We start from the raw sequence: 19,393 nt of genomic DNA, 5'->3' as shown, positions 1-19,393 counted from the left end.
GATTAATTACGATAGCGGTCAGCAGTCGCGAGGAATGATTCCTCCACCATGCTCTGACCGCTTTTTTAGAGGAGTTTTTTCGATGGATGAACTATTTTCCACGGCACCGGTGAAACGGGTCTACTTCAAGCTCGCCCTGCCGGTGGTCCTGGGCATGATTACAACGATGATCTACAACCTTGCCGACACGATGTTCGTGGCCAAGACCGGCGACCCGCGGCTGGTGGCCGGAGTGACGCTCGGGGCCCCGCTCTTCATGTTCATGCTGGCGGTTTCGGACATCTTCGGCCTCGGTGGCAGTTCCGTCGTTTCCCGCCTGCTCGGTGAAAAGAAACCGGACCTGGCCAAGCGGGTCAGCAGCTTCTGCATGTATGGCGGAATCATTGCAGGACTTTTACTGACGGTGATCCTGCTGACATTTGAGCACCCGATTCTTAATCTGCTGGGGGCCAAGCCGGCAACCTACGACGCGGCCGCTGCCTTTTACCGTGTCCTCAGCCTGGGAGCCGTCTTCATTGTCTTTTCAATCATCCCCCAGAACCTGATCCGAACCGAGGGGCTGGCCAGCCAGGCGATGATTGCGTCGATGGCCGGCACCATTTTGGCGATCATCCTGGATCCGATCTTCCTCTTCGTTTTCAAATGGGGTGCGGCGGGAGTCGGCCTGGCCAATGTCATCGGCTATGTTCTCACCGATCTCCTGCTCGTCTACTTTGTTGCCAAACGGGCCCGCGTTATTAACATGGACATTCACCGGGCCCGCATCGACGGCCGGACACCCCGGGACGTCATCGCCATCGGGATCCCCGGCTCCATCACCAACTTTGCCCAGACCTTTGGCATGGCCCTGCTCAACTCGTCGCTGGCAATCTACGGGACCGACATGGTAGCCGCGATGGGGATCACCCAGAAGATCTACGGGATTGTCACCATGGTGATCGTCGGCTTTGCCTTTGGCTCCCAACCGCTCGTCGGCTACAACTACGGGGCGCGGCAGTGGAAGCGGCTGCGAGAGATCCTGCGCTTCGACTTTTTAGTCCAGGTCTGCTACGCACTGGTGGTCGGCAGCGTCCTGCTGATCTTTGCCCGGCCGCTGACCGCCCTCTTCATGAACCAGCCGGCGATCGTCAACGCCGGCAGCTACATGCTGTTAGCGACCCTGGTCACGACCCCGCTGGTGGGCCTCATCCTGGTCTACACCACCGTTTTCCAATCGATCGGCAACGCCCTAGGCGCCTTCATCATGTCGATCTCACGCCAGGGAATCATCTACTGGATCGCCCTGGAGCTGCTCAAGCACAGCTTTGGCTACCACGGAATCGTCTGGGCCCAGGCGGCCAGCGACATTGTCACCTGCCTGATTGGCTACGGCCTGTACCGGGCCAGCCTAGACTGGAAGCACCGGCTAAAAGATTCCGACTAAAGATATTTAAAATAGCAAAGGCCCCGGAGAAGCGAATCTCCGGGGCCTTTGCTTATCTCACTTTGGCCTAATCCTTAGTGGCGGCCAAACTTTCCGTGTATTTTTGCTTGATGAAATCGGCGGAGGTCTGCAGTTTCTGCAGCTCTTCTTCGGTCAGGTCCAGCTGGGCCTGGGCCACGATCCCGTCACGCCCGACCACGGCTGGGTATGACAGGTAAACTCCGTATTCCGCGCGGTAGTTAGAGACCGGCAGCTCGGTCAGGGAGTTGGACAGGATGACGTTGACCAGGCGAACCGCGGCGGTGGCGACTCCGTAACTGGTGTACTTCTTGCCCTTGAAGACGGTCCAGCCACCCATCTTGGCCTCCTTATCCAGCTCGTCTAAGTTCAGCCCCTTGTCGGCTGCTAGCTTGGTGATCGGCTGGTCGAGAACCTTGACCGTCGACCAGGCGGTGAACTGAGAGTTCCCGTGTTCGCCGAGGTTGTAACCCGCCACGGAGCGTGGATCCACGTGGAGACGCTCGGCCACGGCGCGCTTCATCCGGGCGGAATCGAGCAGGGTCCCGGTCCCAATCACGTGGCCCTTTGGTAAGCCGGTAATTTCTTGATACAGGGAGGTAATCACGTCAACCGGGTTGGTGATGACGACCAGTTTGCCGTTAAAGCCGCTGTCCTTGATCTGCTGGGCCACGCCAGCAACGGCCTTCCGGGTGAATGGCAGTTCGGCGAAACGATCCGCGTTGGGGTTGTCCTGCAGCTTGATGTTCCCCAGGGCGGACACGATCACGTCGGCATCCTTTAATTCCGCATAGTCGTTGACCACGATGTTAGTGTGAAAGGGCAGGTTGGCCATCGCGTCCCGGAAGTCCAGGGCGTCCGCCTGGGCCTTGGCCTCGTTAGTATCGATCAGGACCAGGTCGTCCGCAAAACCGTTGGCAACAATATAGTGGGCCACTGTTGAACCAACGTGCCCCATTCCAATTACGGCAACTTTTCGTGTCATGATAAAATCCTCCTTGTATTTTAATTGGATTTTAATATAACATACTGGGCCGGATTTTCAAACCCAAATCAGGAAATCGCGCCACTTTTTGCTTGTATTTTGTGAGACAACTTGTATCCTTTATTTGGAAACGTAAAGGAAAACATCAATAAAGGAGCATTTTGATCATGGATAAGCGCAAAAAACAGGTTAAGGAACGCCTCCTGCAGGCATTGCGGACCATTACTACCAACAAAAGTCTCGACCAGGTGACCGTCACCGACCTCGTTACGGAGTCCGGGGTCGCCCGGGCCAGCTTCTACCGGAACTTCAAGGGAATTGCCGACCTCATCGACTACGGTGTCAACCAGCTCCGGGAAGAATATTGGAAGAATGTCCCGCAAAATAACGGGAGCTTCGTGGAACCGGCAATGTTGGAATACACCTTCTCCTTTTACTACCAAAATCGAAACTTGATTCTCTCCTTTCATCACGCCGGCACCTCAACCACGGTTTTAGAAATCATCACCGAAAGCATGGCCCTTTCCTACGGCACAATGCCCGTCAACTCCATTCTGCGCTACCGGCTCTACTACTATGCCGGGGCGCTCGACAACATGATGATCCACTGGCTGGAGAGCGGCGCCAAGGAGTCGCCGCACGAAATGGCTTTGGCCTTCCTGCAGTTCGCAAATTTCACCCCAGAAAGCGAGACAAAATAGCGATGCGTGTATCATAAGTTAGCTTGTTTCCACCACCTTTCTGCCATATCATGCACTTGTAAGCGCTTATGTGATTAATTCAACAAACAGAAAGGAAGATCATTATGGGTCAATTAGATGGAAAGGTTGCTATTATTACTGGTGCCGCCAGTGGATTCGGGTTAGCAGACGCCAAGGCCTTCGTTAAGGAGGGTGCCAAGGTTGTAATGACGGACCTCAACGAAGAAGAAGGTCAAAAGCAGGCCACGGCCCTTGGCGACAATGCCATTTTTGTCAAGCAGGACGTTTCAAAGGAAGAAGAATGGCAGAAAGTGTTTGACAAGGCCAAGGAGACTTTTGGTCCGGTGAATGCAATGGTTAACAACGCCGGGATCTTGGTCTTTGACAATGCTGAAACCGTGACGCTGGACGACCTTCACAAGACCCTTTCGGTCAACCTCGACGGTGTCGTTCTCGGTGAAAAGTACGGAATCATCAACATGAAGAAGACCGGGGGCTCAATTGTCAACATGAGCTCCATTGCCGGCATCATCGGGGTACCAAAGGTCTTCTCCTACGCTGCCTCTAAGGGGGCCGTTCGGGTAATTACCAAGGCGGCGGCCCTGCACTGCTGCAACAACCACTACCCGATCCGGATCAACTCGATTCACCCCGGGTACGCACATACGCCAATGATCGACATTTATCCAGACATGCGGAGTTCCGCCATTGAGGCCCAGCACCCAATGGGCCGCTTAGCTCGTCCAGAGGAAATTGCCAACCTCGCCGTCTTCCTTGCTTCGGACAAGTCCTCATTCAGCACCGGCTCAGAGTTCCTTGTTGATGGTGGCTACACTGCACAATAAAAGTTAAATTTGGGATCGCCTTCTTACTGACATGCTCCCCTGCGCGTAGATACGAAATCAATCTACGCGCGGGGGAGTTTTCATTTCTGGCCGTGCCGGTAAGCAAAAGCAAACAGCCTGATCCGGGAAATTTTCCTGAGATCAGGCTGTCAAATTTTTTAAGATTGTTGATCGGCAGAGTTGCTGTACGCCAATTTGATGTATGCCGAAATAACTACCGGCAGGGCAACCATTAGAATCATCAGCCCAATGATGACAATGACGGCCACCTGAATCAGAGTGAGAACGCCGGATGGCAGCAAGGCGGCAAAGGTCCCACTCAAAATAATAATCGCCGAAATGACCACCGCCCCAATCGTCGTTGCGGATGAGAGAATGTGGTCAACCTGCTTTTGCGGCTCAACCAGTTCCCGATTGCGATATCGCATCATTAAGAAGATGCTGTAATCGACCCCGAGCGCAAACAGCATGATAAAGGCAAAGAATGGCGCATTCCAGGTTAATTGGCTGTTGCTGAAAAAGTGGCCGGTAATCTGGGCCGTTAAGTCAATTGCGGCATAGTAGGTACCAATCAAGGTCCCGACGATTACGCCGGTTTCCATTACCGACCGGGTGACGAAGAGTAGAGCGATACTGATTCCAGCAATCATAATCAGTGCCGTCCGCTTAAAATCGTTCTGGGCCAGTTGTTCGAGATCCACAATCTGAGAACTCTGACCACCAACGGCAACCGTGGCCCCATCGAGTGCCGTCGCTTTCGTTTGGGCCTTAATATCACGGGTCAACCGGGCAACGTCCTTGGCGGAAGTGTGGCCACTCGGATCCTCCTTGAGAACCACCGAAATTTGCGTAACTTTTCGATCGTTGGACATGTAGGTTTGGTAAGAATCGTGCAGGGCACTGGCCTGGAGTTGGCTCTTCGGGATGTTGAACTGCTTCCCGGTCGGCGACTTTCGTAGATCGGTCAGGTATGAGCTGGCCGTCGAGATCCCCGCCTGAACCTTGGCAATCCCGGTAACGGCCTGGTCTAAACCGCTTTGCAGCTGGCTGACCTGCCCGGACAGCTCCTGCAACTGCTGGTTCAGTTGCTGTACGCCCGCGTTAACCTGGCTAATTCCACTGTTCAAACTTTGGCTGCCGGCCATTAATTGGCTGCCACCGCTGATTAATTGCGAACCACCGTTAGCTAAGCTCTGCCCCCCATTAGCGAGCTGACTAATCCCGTTGGTCAGGTTCGGCAGCTGCCGGTTAATCGTCGTCAAAGCACCCGCTAGCTGGCTGGTGCCTTGGTTCAACTGGGCAATTTGTTGAGCGGAAGGATTGCTCCCAGAAATAGCAGCCAACTGCTGAATCTGGCGATTAGCGGCCGTAACCTGCTGATTTAACTCCTGACTGGCCGCGGTCACGTTACTGATTCCATTGGCAAATGGCGTCACTTTCGCATTGAGCTGGCCAAGACCGCCAGTCAGCTGACTCGCACCGTTCACGTACTGACTGGTGCCCTGAACGTATTGGCTGAGACCGCTTGTCAGCTGATTGCTGGCACTGGCCAATTGCTGGCTGCCATCCGCCAGACGCTGGACCTGCGCTAGGCCCTGCTGCAGGTTGGCCGATGACAGCTGACTGTCGGCCGACTGCAGCCCCGCCTTGATGGTTCCCAGGCCGGTCTGTGCTTGCTGCATCCCCTTAAGCAGGGTTGCCAGCTGGTTGCCAACATAAAGCTGCTTGATTGGCCGCCCCGTCGGTTGGGTCACCGACATGACCTGCTTGACCCCAGTCTCCTTCTTTAAGGCGTTGGTCAGGCTGTCGATTGCCGCCAGATCGGTTTGGTTATCCAGCGCATGTGCAGACTGAATGTTGATCGTCACCGGCGAAATCTTCCCCTTGGAGAAGTCCCGCTGGGCAATCAAGTACCCCCGCTTGATCGGATTGCTGTTGGGAATCTCATCGGCAGAATTATAGTTCAGCAGTTGCGGTGCCTTGGCAATGGCGATTCCGGCAATTGCCACGAACACACCTAAATAAAGGAGTGGCCGCTGCACTCCCTGTCGAGCCAGGAAGGACCACACCATACTTTTTTGTTCGCCATTGAATTTCTTAGAGGGCCAGAAAAGCCTGCGTCCCAAAGTTGCCATGAAGAAATAATTCAACGTTAACAAGACGAGCAGCAGGACAATAATCCCCACTGAGCAGCTCACCGCCGAGCGATAGAAAGAAAACTTCGCTAACGCTAGGGCCGCAAAGCCGATGAAGACCGACAAGCCACTGTACAGAACCGTGTGGGCGGCCGTCTTTTTGACGATGTCAATTGCCTGGTAGCGATCGTGGTCGCCCAGCGCTTCCTTGAACTTGTCGTACAGCAGGATGTTGTAGTCCGTCCCAATTCCAAAGAGAATGATCACTAAAAAGACCTGGGTAAAGTCGGAGATGGGAAAGTTAAAGTATTTGGCCATGTTCATGACCAGGCTAAGCGAGATAAACATGGCGATTCCCACGCTCAGTAGCGATACCAGTGGAACAATCACGGAGCGAAAGACCAGGATCAAAACAATCAGGATAAAGACGACCGCGACCACTTCCGTTTTCTTGATTCCCTCTTCGGCAACGTTAGAAAACTCGTCGTCGAGCAGCTGGTCACTAGTCACGTAGGTCTTGATGCCGCTGACCGCGAGCTGGTTTTTGACCTGCTGGGCTCGCTGGTCAAAGCCGGCTCCCTTTTTGAGGGCGACGTTAACCAGCTCGGTTCGCCCGTTTTTGGAAATCACCTGTTTGGCAACCGCCTCTCCATCCTTGGCACTGGTAACAGTTGTCACGTGGTAGCGGGCCTTGTGCTTTTCCAGCTTGCTGACCTTTTTGTTGATCTGTCTTTGATCGGCCTTGGTGATTTTTGATGACTTATGATAAACGATGGCAACCGAATCAGTCCCCTTCTTGTCACCAATTTTTTGGGCAAGGCGATTGGCCCGCGTGCTCTCGCTACTGGCCGGAAGGTTGATCTGTCCCTTTTCCCGTACCAGACGTGAAGTGTTTGGCAGGCAAACGACGGCCACAATCGTCAGTACCAACCATACAATCAGTGCAGCACCATGCTTCTTTCTTAACCAGTTCATCTGTGACTCCTTTCCCGTTTATTGAAAAAATGTTGATTATTGAACATTTGTATATTACATTGGGAAAGGAAAATAGAGCAATGTTCAATTGCCACCGGAATGTCCGTTTTTAAACACTGCGATCGCAATTGTCATGAAAAGGAGCGAAAAGATGACTGATCGACGAATTCGCCGCACTGAACGTGAGATCAAGCGGGCCTTTACCACCTTGCTAACCCAAAAGAAGCTATCCAAAATCACGATTGCCGAAATTACCGACCTGGCGGATATTGGCCGCGGAACCTTCTACACCCATTACCAGGATATCTACGACCTGTACGACGCATTAATCGAAAAAATTACTGCCGACCTGCTGACAATCTACCGGCGAGAAAGTGCTAAAGGAGTGCAGAACGGTAATTTTATCCCCTTGTTTGAGGGCCTGGCTAACTACGTCACGGCGAACAAGGAGCTGTTCACTTTCTTTGCCAATGACGAAAACGGTGTACCGGCTGTCAGTCATCTCCAGGAGGCCTTTAAGCGCGAGGCAACCAAGTGCAGCAGCAAGGACGACCTGACCGAAAACATTCAGTACCTTTACAGCGTTTCGGGAATCTTTGGGATCTTTACCGACTGGGTGCGGGGCAAAATCAAGGCTACTCCCCAAGAGTTGAGCACGGCCCTGGGCAAGATTGCCAATGCTTCGTGGCTTCACCGCTAAACTAATAGCAGCCCCATTCTGGACCAGAATCCAAAATGGGGCTGTCGTTGTCTAATTAAGTTTAATGTCCAGCGAGTCCAGCAGGCTCATCGCGTCTGGATAGGTAAAGCTGGCCTTCTGCAGCTGATTGGTATGGAGATCGATGAAGTAACCGTGGGCATTGCTGAAGTCGGCGCGCTTGAGGTTATTGTTCAAAAACTGAGTGTCCACCAGTTCGCAGCCGGCAAAGGACGCCCCGTTCAGGTCGCATTCCTCAAAATTGGAGTTGAGGATCTCGTTGCCGGCAAAGCTGAAGTGTGGGAGGTCCAGACCGATGAAATTGTTGTACTTCAGGAGACTGTTGGTGAGCCGATCGATCACCAGCGAATACTTATTGATCACCAGGTCGGCCCAGCTGATCCCAATCAGGCTGCAGTCAGTGATCCGCAGGTTGCGCGCCACCGAGAAAGTCAGAACCGGATTGACGATTGTACAGTGGTCGAAGCTGCATTCCATGAAGCGCACGTTCTGCAACTGGGCACCCTCGATTTGACAGTTACTGAACTGGCAGTCGATAAAGTCGGTGTCCGTAAGCTCCAGCTCGCTTTCTGTGAGATCGGTGAAAGTTTGATCTTCATAGGTTTTCATTTTTTTCGCTCCTAATTGATTAGTCGCTCTTTATCATATCAGATGTCATCCGGTGGGAACAAGCGTTCTAGAACCAAAAGTTAATTATTCGACCGTTTAGATCTCCAGGACAACCAGTTAGCTACCAACCCGATTAATGCTTAAAAGCTTTGCTATACTCAAAACAGCGAGTACAGAAGGGAGGCAAATTATGAAGATTAACTTCCACATTGACCCAAATCTCGAAGCCGAGCATATCGATCTCTGGCTGCATAAAATGACACCGGAAGTCAACCGACTAATCCAGCAGATTGGCGCCGACAGCCAAGTCCTCTGGTGCCACTCTGATGCCCAAATCATCCCGGTAAACTACCAGGACGTTTTCTGCTTGGAAGCAGCGAACCGGGGAATCACCGTCTACACCGCCGACCAGCAATTGTTCTATCATGACCGGCTCTCCCGGCTGAAAGAGGAGTTGCCAAACGATTTTATCACCGCTTCCCGAAGCGCAATTTTCAACTACCGCCACATCGATCATCTAGAGCTGCTTGATAATGGGCTAATTGACGTCGTCTTAACCAATCAGCGACGAGTCCAAATTTCACGTCGGAATATTCAAACACTCAAAAGGAGGCTCGGAATATGAGCAAGTATCTCAAATATATTTTCAATTTCGCCGCAACCGGGGTCTTATTTGGCCTGATAATTTCACTGGCTTTTAACTACGCGTACGGGACTTCCTCATATTACCCTTCTGCCCCCAACTTTGTCGATCATTTTGAGCACGCTCTCAACGCCGTCTCCATTTCGGCCCTTCTCTGGGCAACTATCGGCGAACTCTTTGGCTTTGGCAGTTTCATCTTTTCGATTGAGCAGTGGTCGCTGCGTAAGCGAACGGTCATCAATTTTGTAACCTATTACCTTGGTCTGAGTGTCTTAGCGATTCTCGCTGGTTGGTTTCCACTTAACGGCGTAAACTTTGCCGTCTTCACCCTGATTTTTGTCGCAATTTACGTCACAATCTGGCTATACAGTTCTTATCGGGCGCGCAAAGAAATCCATGCAATTAACCAAAAAATCAAAAAGAAATAGCACCTGATGCAAAAGCTAAATTGGCCTTAGGGTTTAGTCTTCGCAGGTTTTCATTTTTTTGCTTAACCAGCAATCCAGCCAAAAAGCGAAACAAAATGAGAATAATTGTCTCATAAATTTTCTTGTCATCAATTCGTTCCTAGCATATGATGCACTTGTAAGCGCTTATGTGATCAATTTAACTTAAGAAGGGATCTGTCATTATGGCTAAGGAACGGGTTTGTTTAATCACAGGAAGCAGCGGTGGCATTGCCACGGCAATTTGTCAGGAAATGGCTAAAACATGCAAAACGATCATCGGTTTCGAATATCCCGGTGTTAACCAGGACCACGTCAAGCAACTGGTTGAAGCCGAAGGGGCCGAATTCATCGGGGTTGGCGTAGACATTTCCGATGAAGAATCCGTCAAGAAGGGCTTTGAAGTCGTCAAGAAAATTGGCCGGTTGGATATCCTCGGCAACATCGCGGCCATTGCACCAAACAATGGCCCCAACGGGATGGCTTATCTAACGGACCAGACACCATTGGACGAATGGAAAAAAGTCATCGACGTTAACCTGACCGGTACTTTTCTTGTTACCCGGGCGGCACTGCCTTACATGATGAAGAACAAGTGGGGACGGATCATCAGTGTCATGTCACAAACCGCACGGCACACTACCTACTTCGCCGGTGCTTCCTACCCAGCATCGAAGGGTGGCGTCTCCGCGCTGACCCGGACGGTAGCTTCCCAGTACGGTCGTTATGGCATTACCGCGAACCTGATTGCGCCAGGCTGGACCAAGACACCGATGCTTGAGAACCCAGCACCAAAAGAATACATCGACGCAACTCCTCTTGGTCGGGTCGCGGTGCCAGCAGACGACGCACCGGCCTTCGCCTTCCTCGCCTCTGAAGGTGCCGGCTTTATTACTGGGATTACCATTGACATTAATGGTGGTTTCTTCATTCCACTATAACGTTTACAAAAACTGCGATTGAGATTGCCCAATCGCAGTTTTTTCTTATCAGCAGCCAAGCAGTGTCTTTTCTCAAATCATTCTGGACACCCATCATTGCTTAGCACCGCCAACCCTAGCGAAGCGAATAATCTGCTGGCAGCGCTGAACCTGCCAGGGGCTGATGACGTATTTGGTATTTTTATCTTTGAGTGACTGCACAGGCAGAATAATGGTTACAACGATGCAGCCCAGCAGCGTCAGCACTGCGAAGAGCCAGTCCCAACCGCTGATCAGGTGCTGGCCTGTGACGGTTTCAATATAGGCAATCCCAATCGGCAGGAAGAGGAAAACGGTTGTTGCCAGCCCCGGGTTATACCAGGTCCGCAGCTTAATATTCATCTCCAAGCCGTGGCCGAGGATTTGAAAGAGGCTAAAGAAGATTATACCCAGCCCGAACCAGTAGACCCGGCTAAAGCAAACCGACAAAATATAGAGCACCCAGGCGCTGGTGTTGACCAGGCAGATCGATAATTCGTTGCCCGGGTAGCGATCGGCCAGGGTCGTTTCGTTGTAGACCACCCGGTTGATAATCGTTGGTGCCCCGCCAGGCAGCTGATATTCCTCTACCTGGTGTGCCAGCAGAGCCATGAAATTAAAGATCAGCAACCACTGCACCCGGCTCATCTGGGGCTGTGCAAATACTAGCCACCCCGCCATTAACAGCAAAAGCACGCCACCAATTCGGTACCAGTTTTTAATGATCACTTTCATTTTTCGCCCTCCTAAATGTCTCATTTGTGCTATTTATAATAAGATGAGGCATTTAGGAGGGCAATCTTTTTAGGGACAGCGTGCACACCGCCGGGGCAACTGTGACATTTACCCCCTACTCTTCACCGTCCAATTGTTCCAGCCACTGCAAGGTCCCGGCTAGCTCGGCTGTAAAGCTCGTATCGGCAGTTAACTGCCGGTCCGTAAACCAGCCGTTAATGTTGTTGTAAATATCACCGATCAACAGACTGCGCAGGGTCCGACTGGCCAGCAAGCGAACCTGGGAATGTCGGTAGGTTGTCGCAAGCAGGTCGTGCAGCAATTCCCGCAGCTCTTTCAGCCTGTCCTGGGCAACCATCACCGGTGCGTTTTGCAGCTGGTTGAGGACAAACCGGGTCAGGCGGGGATGAGCCAGTGCCTGGCTGCGTACCGCCAACAGCTGGACACGAAGCCCCGTATCCTCTGCTTGCTTTTTGCAGAAGGAGATCAGCTGTCCCAGGAGATCATTAACAATCGCGGCCTTAAGGGCAGCCTGGTTTTGAAAGTATGGGTAAAGCGCCTGGGAGTGGACTCCAAGGCAGCGGCCAATCGTGGAAAAGGTCGGCTGCTGGTCAGTCCTGATTAGTTCTTTGCCGGTCTGAATGATCAGCTGGCGGTTGAGTTTAGTCATCGTTTTCCTCCTTCGGTTGGTTGGCACGGTAAATCCAGAAAATAAAGAGCAGCATCCAAACCGCCAGGACCACCTGGGTAATCAGCAGTGGCCGGGCAAAACGGGTGGTTGGCTGATGAAAGGTAAAGTCGGCAAGGATTGCGGAAAAGCCGGTTAAATGAGTCGCCACCAGCAGGCTTAGCCAGAGAATCAGCTGGGTGGTCAACCCGGCGATGGACATCAGCCGGTAGGAAACCATGTACGAATTGTTGGCCGCGCTCTGCTGGTCGTACTCTCGAATTGCCTCCTGATTTTGGACGGAAGCAAAGGCCCGGATCAGGAAGATGCCGACAAAGTAGGTATAGAAATTGAAGGTCAGTAAAAGCCCCGCGACGATCCCCAACAGCTCGGTCGTCAGCGTGGAAAAGGGTAGACGAGCACAGAGCACTCGCACCAGCCGCCCACCGATGATAAAGGCCAGCAGGTAGGCGACCGCCATCCAGGCATAGGTCTTGATCCCGTAAGTGACGCCGATGTAGACCGCACTGAAGATCGCGCAAAAATCGGCGCAGAGGCCAAACAGCATCAGCCGCAGCTTTAGCGGCCAGGGCGTCGCCGTCGGGTGGGGCCGGTTAGAAAGTGCAGCCGCGATAATTGCGACGACGATCAGCGCCAGCAGGCCGATCCCCCACATTGCTGGCTGGCCGGTACCAAGGCTGCGCCCGATCCGCACTAGGAAAACGGAACAAAACAGTAGGACCGCCAACACCAGGTTGGGGACACTGATGGTTAAACGTGTCTTCCCCGGATGGCGCAACGGGTCGTAGTAAAAGCCAATCAACCCGACCAGGGCAAAGAGGAGCAAAGCCGCAAAGGACAGGGCCGGCCAGCGGCGTTCCGTCAGGGCCAGCAGTGCAATCAGCCCGATCAAGGAAAGCAACATGACCCAGGCATTACCCTTTTGCTGGTCCGCTGGTGACTGGCGATGGGTCAGGCGAAACTGTTTTTGGACTGACGGGAAAAAGGCCGCCCCGATCCCGGCACCCGCCGCGGAAAGGTCCCACCAAATGGGACTGAGTTCACCAAACATTCCAATCGCAAAGCCACTAAGCGCTGCAATAAGGCCAATCCACCCCAGCAGGTTGTCAGAGTCGTGCGCGCCCCGGACGGCAAAGAGGGCCGTCCGACGAAAAGCATAGAAGAGCGCGAATGGTAAGGCGTCAGACACCACGTCCCCGTGCCGAGAAACCAGCATTAGGTACAGCAAGAATGGCATTAAATTAATCGCAAAGCCGCCAACGTTGAGCAGCAATTGGTTGTGCTGTTTGAAATAAGTACTCATCTTTTTGTCCCCTCATCATTATTTACACACTGTAAATAATAGAAGGACGATTGCAAAATTTCAATCAAAAATGCAAAAGCACCAGCAAATCTTCTCACCGATTTGCTGGTGCTTTTATGAGTTTAGTTGTTTTTCCTCTTCATTTCCAAAATCGGGTACGGGTTCCCCTGGTCGTCCAACGGGGACCGCTTAACGACGGTAAAACCCATGTGCTCGTAAAAGCCGCGGGCCTGCGGGTTCTGTTCATTGACCGCCAGCTCGTCGATCCCGTAGTGCTGGATCCCAAATTCCAGCAGCCGGCGTCCGACGCCCCGGCCCCGCTGGTTGGCGTCGATGAAGAGCATCTCGACCTTCCTGTCGTTGATGCCCATAAAGCCCACCGCCTGGCCGGCATCGTCCTTGGCGATGATGAGGTGTTCCACCCCGGCAAAGGCCTGGGGAACGTATTCCTTGATTGCCGCCACCTCAGCCGGGCTCAAAAAGTCGTGGGTGGCCTTGACCGAGCGCTCCCAAATACCAAGGAGCGTCTCACTTTCGGTCGGGTTGAGCTTGTCTTGTTCAGCGATTTTCATTGCGCGTCCTCCTATCGTTTTCCTCAATTATATCAATTCCTAGTGAAAGCTGTTCTTCTTCAGGTGGTCGGTAATCTGGTCGGCAATCAACTGCATCTGCGCTGGCGTTTCTTGAAAATCGCGCCAGCTCCAGAGATACAGCATCTGAAACATCCCACCCACCCCGAAGAACTGGGCGTAAAGATTGTCCTTAACGTCGCTTTGGGAAAGCTCGCTGTCCTCCAGGTGGTGGGTCCACGAATTGATCAGCAGGTGGAAGCTGTCGTTTTGGCGCAGAATCGTCAGCAGCGCCGTGTGCTGGGCCCAGTAGGTAAAGAAACACTGGACTACCGCCTCAAAGTCATTGGCGTTTTTGAGCTGGGCCATCAACGCCAGGGTTTGTCGATCCACCTCCTGCAAGAGGAGATCCGCAACGGACGAGTAGTGGCGGTAGAAGGTTCGCCGCGCATAGCCCGCCGTCGTGCACAGCTGGGCAATGTTGATCTTGGCGAGCTTTTCCTTCTTCAATAGCCGGTACAGGGCCTCGGTAAAGTCCGCCTGGGTCTGTTCGATCTGCCGCTGTCGGACGTGCTTAACTGTCACGTTTTCGTTCATTCGTGCCACCTCGTCTCTAATTGATTGCGCCTGCTTTCCTCCCAGTATACGATAGCATCATAAAAGTCACAACCATGACATTTAAGGAGGAGAAATTCATGAACTACTACCTGAAAAATTGGTACAAGATCAGCGTCCTGATCGCCGGCCTCATCTTTGTGATTGCTTTAATCGCTCCCTTGGACTTCCGCGCCAAGATGGTCCTCGGGGCAATGGCCATGATCCACCTGCACTTCTACGAAGAAATGGGCTACCCCGGCGGTTTTCCCTTTATGGGCGAATACCTGGAGCTTCACATCACCAACACCGATCCCAAGAGCTGGGACCTCAACCTTGCCACCACGGCCTGGGGCAACGAGTACTTCGCCGTGGCCGTCTACCTGCTGGCCCTGTTGCTGCCGCAATACCGCTGGCTGACGCTGGCCGTAATGCTCTTCGCCTTCCTCGAATTTGCAATGCACACCTTCTTCTTCCCAATCAAGATGAAGTTTTGGTACAACCCGGGCCTTCTGACCGCCTTCTTCGGCCTGACGCCAATCTCGATCTGCTACTTCATCGGCAACCACCAGTACTACTTCAACTGGGTCGACTACGTGCTGGCCATCGTTTGGATTGTTTTCAACTACTGGATGGCCTTCAAGTCGCCAATCTACAAGAAACTAGGCCAGCTGAAACAGTACAGCTTCGGCCAGGACAGCGTTCAGCAATCGCTCAAGTGGCTGAAAAATGTTTATAAAGAATAACTGAAACGGCACCCGACTACTAGCGGTCGGGTGCCGTTTTAACTATTCATTGACAGTTGTTACGTTTTTAACTATGGTAAAACCAATAATTAATTTGGAGGAAGACAAATGGACCTGCGAACACGAAAAATTTACCGGGCACTAATCGCCGCCTGCCAGCAGCTGCTGACCGAGAAGCCCTTCGAGAAGATCACGGTGGCCGAGCTCTGCACGCGCGCCCAAACCAGGCGGGCCACCTTCTATAAGCACTTCGCCGACAAGTATGATTTCCTGGCCTTCATGATTACCACCATCCGCGCCGAAATCATCAATGAAACCGTCCCGCAAGGCGCTTCACCCGTCGCCTATTACCACGCTCTGGTCGATAGCGGTCTGGCCTTCGTCGAAAACCACCGCGCGCTCTTATTGGCGCTCGACAGCAGTCCCGCGGCCACCGGGGTAATCTTGACCCTGAGTGAGCACCCAGGTAAGTCGGGCGACAAGCAGGTCCGAGCGATTTTGCCACCGGGGATGCGCGACGAGCTGGCCGTCCAGTTCCTGACCGGTGCGCTCAACCAGTGCATCCGTTGGTGGCTGCACCATCCCCAAATGAGCAAGGCCGAGATTCAAAAGCGCCTCTACCAGCTCTGCGACCAGTTTTTGACCGGCACCCGTTAATCTTTCGTCGCAACCCGTTCGCACAGCCGGATCATCCGCCCCACGTATAGTGCGGAAAAGATCGTTCCCACGCCGATGCCGTAAAAGGGGCTCCGGCAGACCAGGCAGACGCCGACGGTGATGCAGACCATCGAAAGGTCAAAACAGTTTTTGCAGAGGGAATAGGCCCTTTTCGAGACCTTGGAGATGCTGACCACGATCCCGTCGACCGGGGCCACCACCAAATCCCCCTCAACCATCAGAAAGACGCCAACCGCGCTGCAAGTGTTGCCCAGCAGCAAAATCAGTGACCGCAGAATGATCTCGTGGCCGACCGTGGGCAGAATTGCGTTGTAGAGGTCGACGAACATTCCGAAGACAAACGAGAACGGGATCTCCGCCACCAGTGCCCAGCTAAAGCGGCGCTCAATGATGAACTGGAGAATCACGATCAGTAGGTAGACGATGATGTTGGTCTGACCAAATGTTAAATGGGGAAAGATCCGGCACAGCGAGTACGGCAGGGTACTAAAGGCGGCTACCCCCAGCCCGGACCGGGTATTGAGGTTGATGCCGACGCAGAGCAGGTTCATCCCGATCAAATAGCCGATCAAGCGCCGACTCTCAAGCTTTTTCTTCATCTGCCCACCTCCCCAAGGTTCTTTGTCGCTGCCTCAATAGGGCAATGTAAAGCAGGTCAAAGACGCAGCAGACAATCCCCGTGATTAAAATATAGTTTCCCAGGGAATTACCGTTGAGCTGCCCATAAATCGTCGGGGCGAGCGTCCCCAACCACTTGGCAATGGCAATGCTCTGCGACTGCGCCTTGATATCGGGACGGCGCAGCAGCTGGTCGATAAACATCGCCGACATCGCCGCGTTTTGGGCAAAGGCCGAGTAGATCGACGCCCGCTCCATGGTGCCGCAGTTGAAATAAAAGGCCAGTTGCAGGGCAAAACCAAAGCCCAGCGCCAAACAGGTATAGGGGACAAAAAAGTGCTGGCCCCACTTCGGCAAATACTGCCGGCCAAACTTCAGCCAGGTGGCCAGAACCGCGACGTCGCAGAGCGCCCAGGCGATGTTGGCGATTGACTGGGCCGGGATAAAGGAACGGCTGCCGAAGAACCCGTCCAGGCCGTAGAGCCATTCCCAGGCCAGGTTTAACGCCAGAGCGAAGAGCGGCATCCCGCACGCCCGCTCACGAAAGCCCCGGCGAATCAACTCAATGTAGACCACCGTCCACGCGACTCCGCTGATGCCGACTAAAACTGTTCCAAGCATTTGCATTCCCCCTTGATAGCGTCTATTTCGACTATACGGCCCTGGCATTAAACATCAAGAAGCAAAAAAGAGCAATCCGCAAATTAATTGACAGATTGCTCTTTTTGTTACGCATTTTATTAGATTTGGTTGTAGTAGGCCTGAACGAGCTTGATGAAGTCATCAATCGTGTAGGTGGTGCCAAAGTAGCGTCTAGCATCCCGACGCCAGTATGCGTTCGGGTCGACGTGATCGGTTCCCCCGAGGTAGTTGGAAACCATGTTGTGGGTCCAAACCGTCCCCGAGCCGCTCTTCGTCCCCTTCGTTACCGGCAGATCATACTTCTTCAGAATGTAGGCCGTGTAGTAGGCGGCATTGGCCAGCTGCTTGGCAAAGCCGCGGGCGGAGGTCTCCCGGATCATTTCAAACTGGACAAAGTAGGGATTGGCCTTGGGCCCGGCCCCCTCCGCCATGTACTTAAGGCTGGCAATGTTACGAATCTCGTTGCTGTCGACGAAGGTGTGGACGAAGACCTCCTCCGTCTTATAATTTTCCTCCATGTAAGAGGCTTCCCCGTTGAGTGTCGAATAGTCGGTTCCCGTATCGTGGACGACCACGCCGCGGGGCTTCCCGCTAGCGGTCGCGTAGGATTTATGGTTGAACTTGTGATAAATCCGCTTGGTAATCTTGGCGTGCGGGTAACCCAGCTGGGCCACGTAGCGGTTGACCGGATTAGTCATCGTCAGGTTCAGGTTTTTGGCATTGACGTAGTAGGTCTTGCCACCGAGCTTTACTTTGGCATAGGTCACCTGCTTCTTATCCCGGGTCAGTAGATAGTACTTTTTCACGGTTCCAGAGGCGTTATTCGCGCGGCTTGTCCGTACGCGCGCCGAGAGTGATTTATAGAGATTGGCGTCTTCCTTGACGGTCGCCGTTTGGTTAACCGTGTAGGACAGCGATTTTGACTGCCGGTAGGGCCGGCGGAAAAAGGCCACCAGGGCAATCAGCACCAGGACGACGATCGCCAGCAGCCAGTAGCGATTAAAATTATTTGAATGTTTTAGGTGTCTTTCTGATCGACTTTGATAGTTTTGCATGTTTCTATTTTACAAAGATTTTCTTAAATTAGGGAGGTAGATTATAGAATGAAGTTAGCCACCCAGTTGGTGGTAAATAAAAAACGCCATTCGGCGTGACATCAGGTATCATATTAAGTGAACCAAACCTATATGAAAGGATGTCCGTCAAATGACGCACTTAAATGATACCATGTCTACTATTTTATTGACTACTCATAAAAAGAATGCTCATCTTACTAAAGAAGAACGTGTGATGATTGCGACTTTAAAGTCGCAAGGACTTTCCAATCGCGCAATTGGTCGCCAATTAGGAGTTAATCATCAAACAATTAATAACGAGCTCAACCGTGGTACGGTCCGCCAACTTCGTCGTCAAAAATCTAATGGTAAGATTTACGAATATTCTTACTACATCTATAGTTATGAAGCTGGTCAGGCCACATATCTTGAACATCACCGCCATTCTGGTCGTCGTCGCTTATATTATTCTTCAAAGCAATTTTTACGATTAGCTGATCAGCTAATGCTTGGTGAGTTTGACGACCACCATTACTCCCCACAAGCGGTTATTTATAAGGCTCGAGATTTAATGAATGATGGCACCCTGATCCCAAAGTCGGTTGTAACTTTATATCAATGGATTAATGAGGGTGTGCTTCGTACGTCCAATTTAGACCTCTTTGAAAAACCTAAACGTAAGCATCATCAAACTCATCCGCAAGCTAAAAGGTGCTTAGGGCCTAATATTGCTCAACGACCTCAAACTGCGGACCAACGGTCCGAAATTGGCCATTGGGAACTGGATACAGTTCAGGGACAGAAAAACGGTAATGACAGTGTTGTACTAGTAATGACTGATCGCCTTTCACGAGTTAATATCACGAGTAAAATTGCTGGTAAAACTGCGCATGCAGTAAATCAGTTCTTTATAAATTTGCGCCAGAAAATGGGCACAGATGCTTACTATCGCATTTTTAAGACAATAACCTCTGACAACGGTTCAGAATTTAGTGAGTTAACACAAGTTCACGATCATGTTTTCTATGCTGATCCGTATTCCCCTTGGGAACGTGGATCCAATGAGATCAATAACCGGTTTCTCCGCAAGGAGATTACCAAAGGTGAAGCTATAAATAACTATAGTAGTGCTCAGATCATAGCGACTAATGATTGGATGAATCACTATCCACGAGCTATGTTTAATGGACATTCGTCAATGGATATCTATCGTAAGGCCTTCTACCAAGAGATATCACAGCTCCATCAACCAATAATCAATTGGTCAGTATTATTTATTTGAGTCCAGTGGCTAACTTATTCTTGAAA

The 19,393-nt window shown here is 52.1% G+C and carries 21 protein-coding genes; 10 read left to right on the top strand and 11 right to left on the bottom strand.

Annotated features, from left to right (window positions below; genetic code table 11):
• The first annotated feature begins 82 nt into the window (after positions 1-82).
• Complete coding sequence (locus LKE23_RS08500) at positions 83-1,423, top strand: MATE family efflux transporter (protein ID WP_291976912.1); 1,341 nt, start codon at positions 83-85, stop codon at positions 1,421-1,423.
• Between the two features lie 67 nt (positions 1,424-1,490).
• On the opposite strand, the gene LKE23_RS08495 is transcribed toward LKE23_RS08500, so the two are convergent.
• Complete coding sequence (locus LKE23_RS08495) at positions 1,491-2,426, bottom strand: L-lactate dehydrogenase (RefSeq protein ID WP_291976911.1); 936 nt, start codon at positions 2,424-2,426, stop codon at positions 1,491-1,493.
• A 167-nt stretch (positions 2,427-2,593) separates the two neighbouring features.
• Between LKE23_RS08495 and LKE23_RS08490 the strand changes: the two genes are divergently transcribed.
• Both LKE23_RS08490 and LKE23_RS08485 read left to right on the top strand, forming a co-directional pair.
• Positions 2,594-3,127: a TetR/AcrR family transcriptional regulator gene (locus LKE23_RS08490; RefSeq protein ID WP_291976910.1), complete on the top strand. Its 534-nt coding sequence runs from the start codon at positions 2,594-2,596 to the stop codon at positions 3,125-3,127.
• 104 nt (positions 3,128-3,231) lie between these two features.
• Entirely contained in the window at positions 3,232-3,972 is a 741-nt protein-coding gene (locus LKE23_RS08485) for a glucose 1-dehydrogenase (protein WP_267202699.1), read from the top strand.
• 158 nt (positions 3,973-4,130) lie between these two features.
• On the opposite strand, the gene LKE23_RS08480 is transcribed toward LKE23_RS08485, so the two are convergent.
• Complete coding sequence (locus LKE23_RS08480; RefSeq protein ID WP_291976909.1) at positions 4,131-7,082, bottom strand: MMPL family transporter; 2,952 nt, start codon at positions 7,080-7,082, stop codon at positions 4,131-4,133.
• 151 nt (positions 7,083-7,233) lie between these two features.
• Here LKE23_RS08480 and LKE23_RS08475 point away from each other — a divergent pair, with 151 nt between their 5' ends.
• Positions 7,234-7,782, top strand: a complete 549-nt coding sequence (locus LKE23_RS08475; protein WP_291976908.1) for a TetR/AcrR family transcriptional regulator — start codon at positions 7,234-7,236, stop codon at positions 7,780-7,782.
• A gap of 51 nt (positions 7,783-7,833) precedes the next feature.
• Here the strand turns inward: LKE23_RS08475 and LKE23_RS08470 are convergent, their stop codons facing one another.
• Positions 7,834-8,409, bottom strand: a complete 576-nt coding sequence (locus tag LKE23_RS08470; RefSeq protein WP_291976907.1) for a pentapeptide repeat-containing protein — start codon at positions 8,407-8,409, stop codon at positions 7,834-7,836.
• Between the two features lie 190 nt (positions 8,410-8,599).
• Between LKE23_RS08470 and LKE23_RS08465 the strand changes: the two genes are divergently transcribed.
• From LKE23_RS08465 to LKE23_RS08455, 3 genes are all read left to right on the top strand, one after another.
• Complete coding sequence (locus LKE23_RS08465; RefSeq protein WP_291976906.1) at positions 8,600-9,034, top strand: LytTR family DNA-binding domain-containing protein; 435 nt, start codon at positions 8,600-8,602, stop codon at positions 9,032-9,034.
• Complete coding sequence (locus LKE23_RS08460; RefSeq protein WP_291976905.1) at positions 9,031-9,480, top strand: DUF3021 domain-containing protein; 450 nt, start codon at positions 9,031-9,033, stop codon at positions 9,478-9,480. The genes LKE23_RS08465 and LKE23_RS08460 overlap by 4 nt, the downstream gene beginning before the upstream one ends.
• Positions 9,481-9,683: 203 nt before the next feature.
• Positions 9,684-10,439 carry an SDR family NAD(P)-dependent oxidoreductase gene (locus LKE23_RS08455; protein WP_291976904.1) on the top strand — a complete coding sequence of 252 codons (756 nt, stop codon included), beginning with the start codon at positions 9,684-9,686 and terminating at the stop codon, positions 10,437-10,439.
• 93 nt (positions 10,440-10,532) lie between these two features.
• Here the strand turns inward: LKE23_RS08455 and LKE23_RS08450 are convergent, their stop codons facing one another.
• The 5 genes from LKE23_RS08450 to LKE23_RS08430 form a co-directional block, all read right to left on the bottom strand.
• Positions 10,533-11,192 (bottom strand): HXXEE domain-containing protein, encoded by a 660-nt coding sequence (locus LKE23_RS08450; RefSeq protein ID WP_291976903.1) that lies wholly within the window; start codon positions 11,190-11,192, stop codon positions 10,533-10,535.
• Between the two features lie 115 nt (positions 11,193-11,307).
• Entirely contained in the window at positions 11,308-11,862 is a 555-nt protein-coding gene (locus tag LKE23_RS08445) for a TetR/AcrR family transcriptional regulator (protein WP_291976902.1), read from the bottom strand.
• Positions 11,855-13,183 (bottom strand): hypothetical protein, encoded by a 1,329-nt coding sequence (locus LKE23_RS08440; RefSeq protein WP_291976901.1) that lies wholly within the window; start codon positions 13,181-13,183, stop codon positions 11,855-11,857. Before LKE23_RS08440 ends, LKE23_RS08445 begins: the two co-directional genes overlap by 8 nt.
• Positions 13,184-13,305: 122 nt before the next feature.
• On the bottom strand, positions 13,306-13,755 hold the full coding sequence (locus tag LKE23_RS08435) for an acetyltransferase (protein ID WP_291976900.1): 450 nt from the start codon (positions 13,753-13,755) through the stop codon (positions 13,306-13,308).
• A 39-nt stretch (positions 13,756-13,794) separates the two neighbouring features.
• Positions 13,795-14,349 carry a TetR/AcrR family transcriptional regulator gene (locus LKE23_RS08430; RefSeq protein WP_291976899.1) on the bottom strand — a complete coding sequence of 185 codons (555 nt, stop codon included), beginning with the start codon at positions 14,347-14,349 and terminating at the stop codon, positions 13,795-13,797.
• Between the two features lie 98 nt (positions 14,350-14,447).
• Here LKE23_RS08430 and LKE23_RS08425 point away from each other — a divergent pair, with 98 nt between their 5' ends.
• Positions 14,448-15,092, top strand: a complete 645-nt coding sequence (locus tag LKE23_RS08425; RefSeq protein WP_291976898.1) for an HXXEE domain-containing protein — start codon at positions 14,448-14,450, stop codon at positions 15,090-15,092.
• A 108-nt stretch (positions 15,093-15,200) separates the two neighbouring features.
• Entirely contained in the window at positions 15,201-15,749 is a 549-nt protein-coding gene (locus LKE23_RS08420) for a TetR/AcrR family transcriptional regulator (protein ID WP_291976897.1), read from the top strand.
• Here the strand turns inward: LKE23_RS08420 and LKE23_RS08415 are convergent.
• From LKE23_RS08415 to LKE23_RS08405, 3 genes are all read right to left on the bottom strand, one after another.
• Positions 15,746-16,369 (bottom strand): YczE/YyaS/YitT family protein, encoded by a 624-nt coding sequence (locus LKE23_RS08415; protein ID WP_291976896.1) that lies wholly within the window; start codon positions 16,367-16,369, stop codon positions 15,746-15,748. The genes LKE23_RS08420 and LKE23_RS08415 overlap by 4 nt on opposite strands.
• Positions 16,353-17,009 (bottom strand): transmembrane-type terpene cyclase, encoded by a 657-nt coding sequence (locus tag LKE23_RS08410; RefSeq protein WP_291976895.1) that lies wholly within the window; start codon positions 17,007-17,009, stop codon positions 16,353-16,355. Before LKE23_RS08410 ends, LKE23_RS08415 begins: the two co-directional genes overlap by 17 nt.
• A 119-nt stretch (positions 17,010-17,128) precedes the next feature.
• Positions 17,129-18,085, bottom strand: coding sequence for a peptidoglycan recognition protein family protein (locus LKE23_RS08405; protein ID WP_291976894.1), 957 nt, complete (start codon positions 18,083-18,085; stop codon positions 17,129-17,131).
• A 151-nt stretch (positions 18,086-18,236) separates the two neighbouring features.
• Here LKE23_RS08405 and LKE23_RS08400 point away from each other — a divergent pair, with 151 nt between their 5' ends.
• Entirely contained in the window at positions 18,237-19,367 is a 1,131-nt protein-coding gene (locus LKE23_RS08400) for an IS30 family transposase (RefSeq protein WP_291976173.1), read from the top strand.
• The last annotated feature ends 26 nt before the right edge of the window (positions 19,368-19,393 follow it).

The organism is Limosilactobacillus sp. (assembly GCF_022482365.1).
Lineage (GTDB): Bacteria > Bacillota > Bacilli > Lactobacillales > Lactobacillaceae > Limosilactobacillus.
Note: the sequence above shows the minus strand (reverse complement) of the source record. Positions and strands in the feature narration are given on the sequence as shown.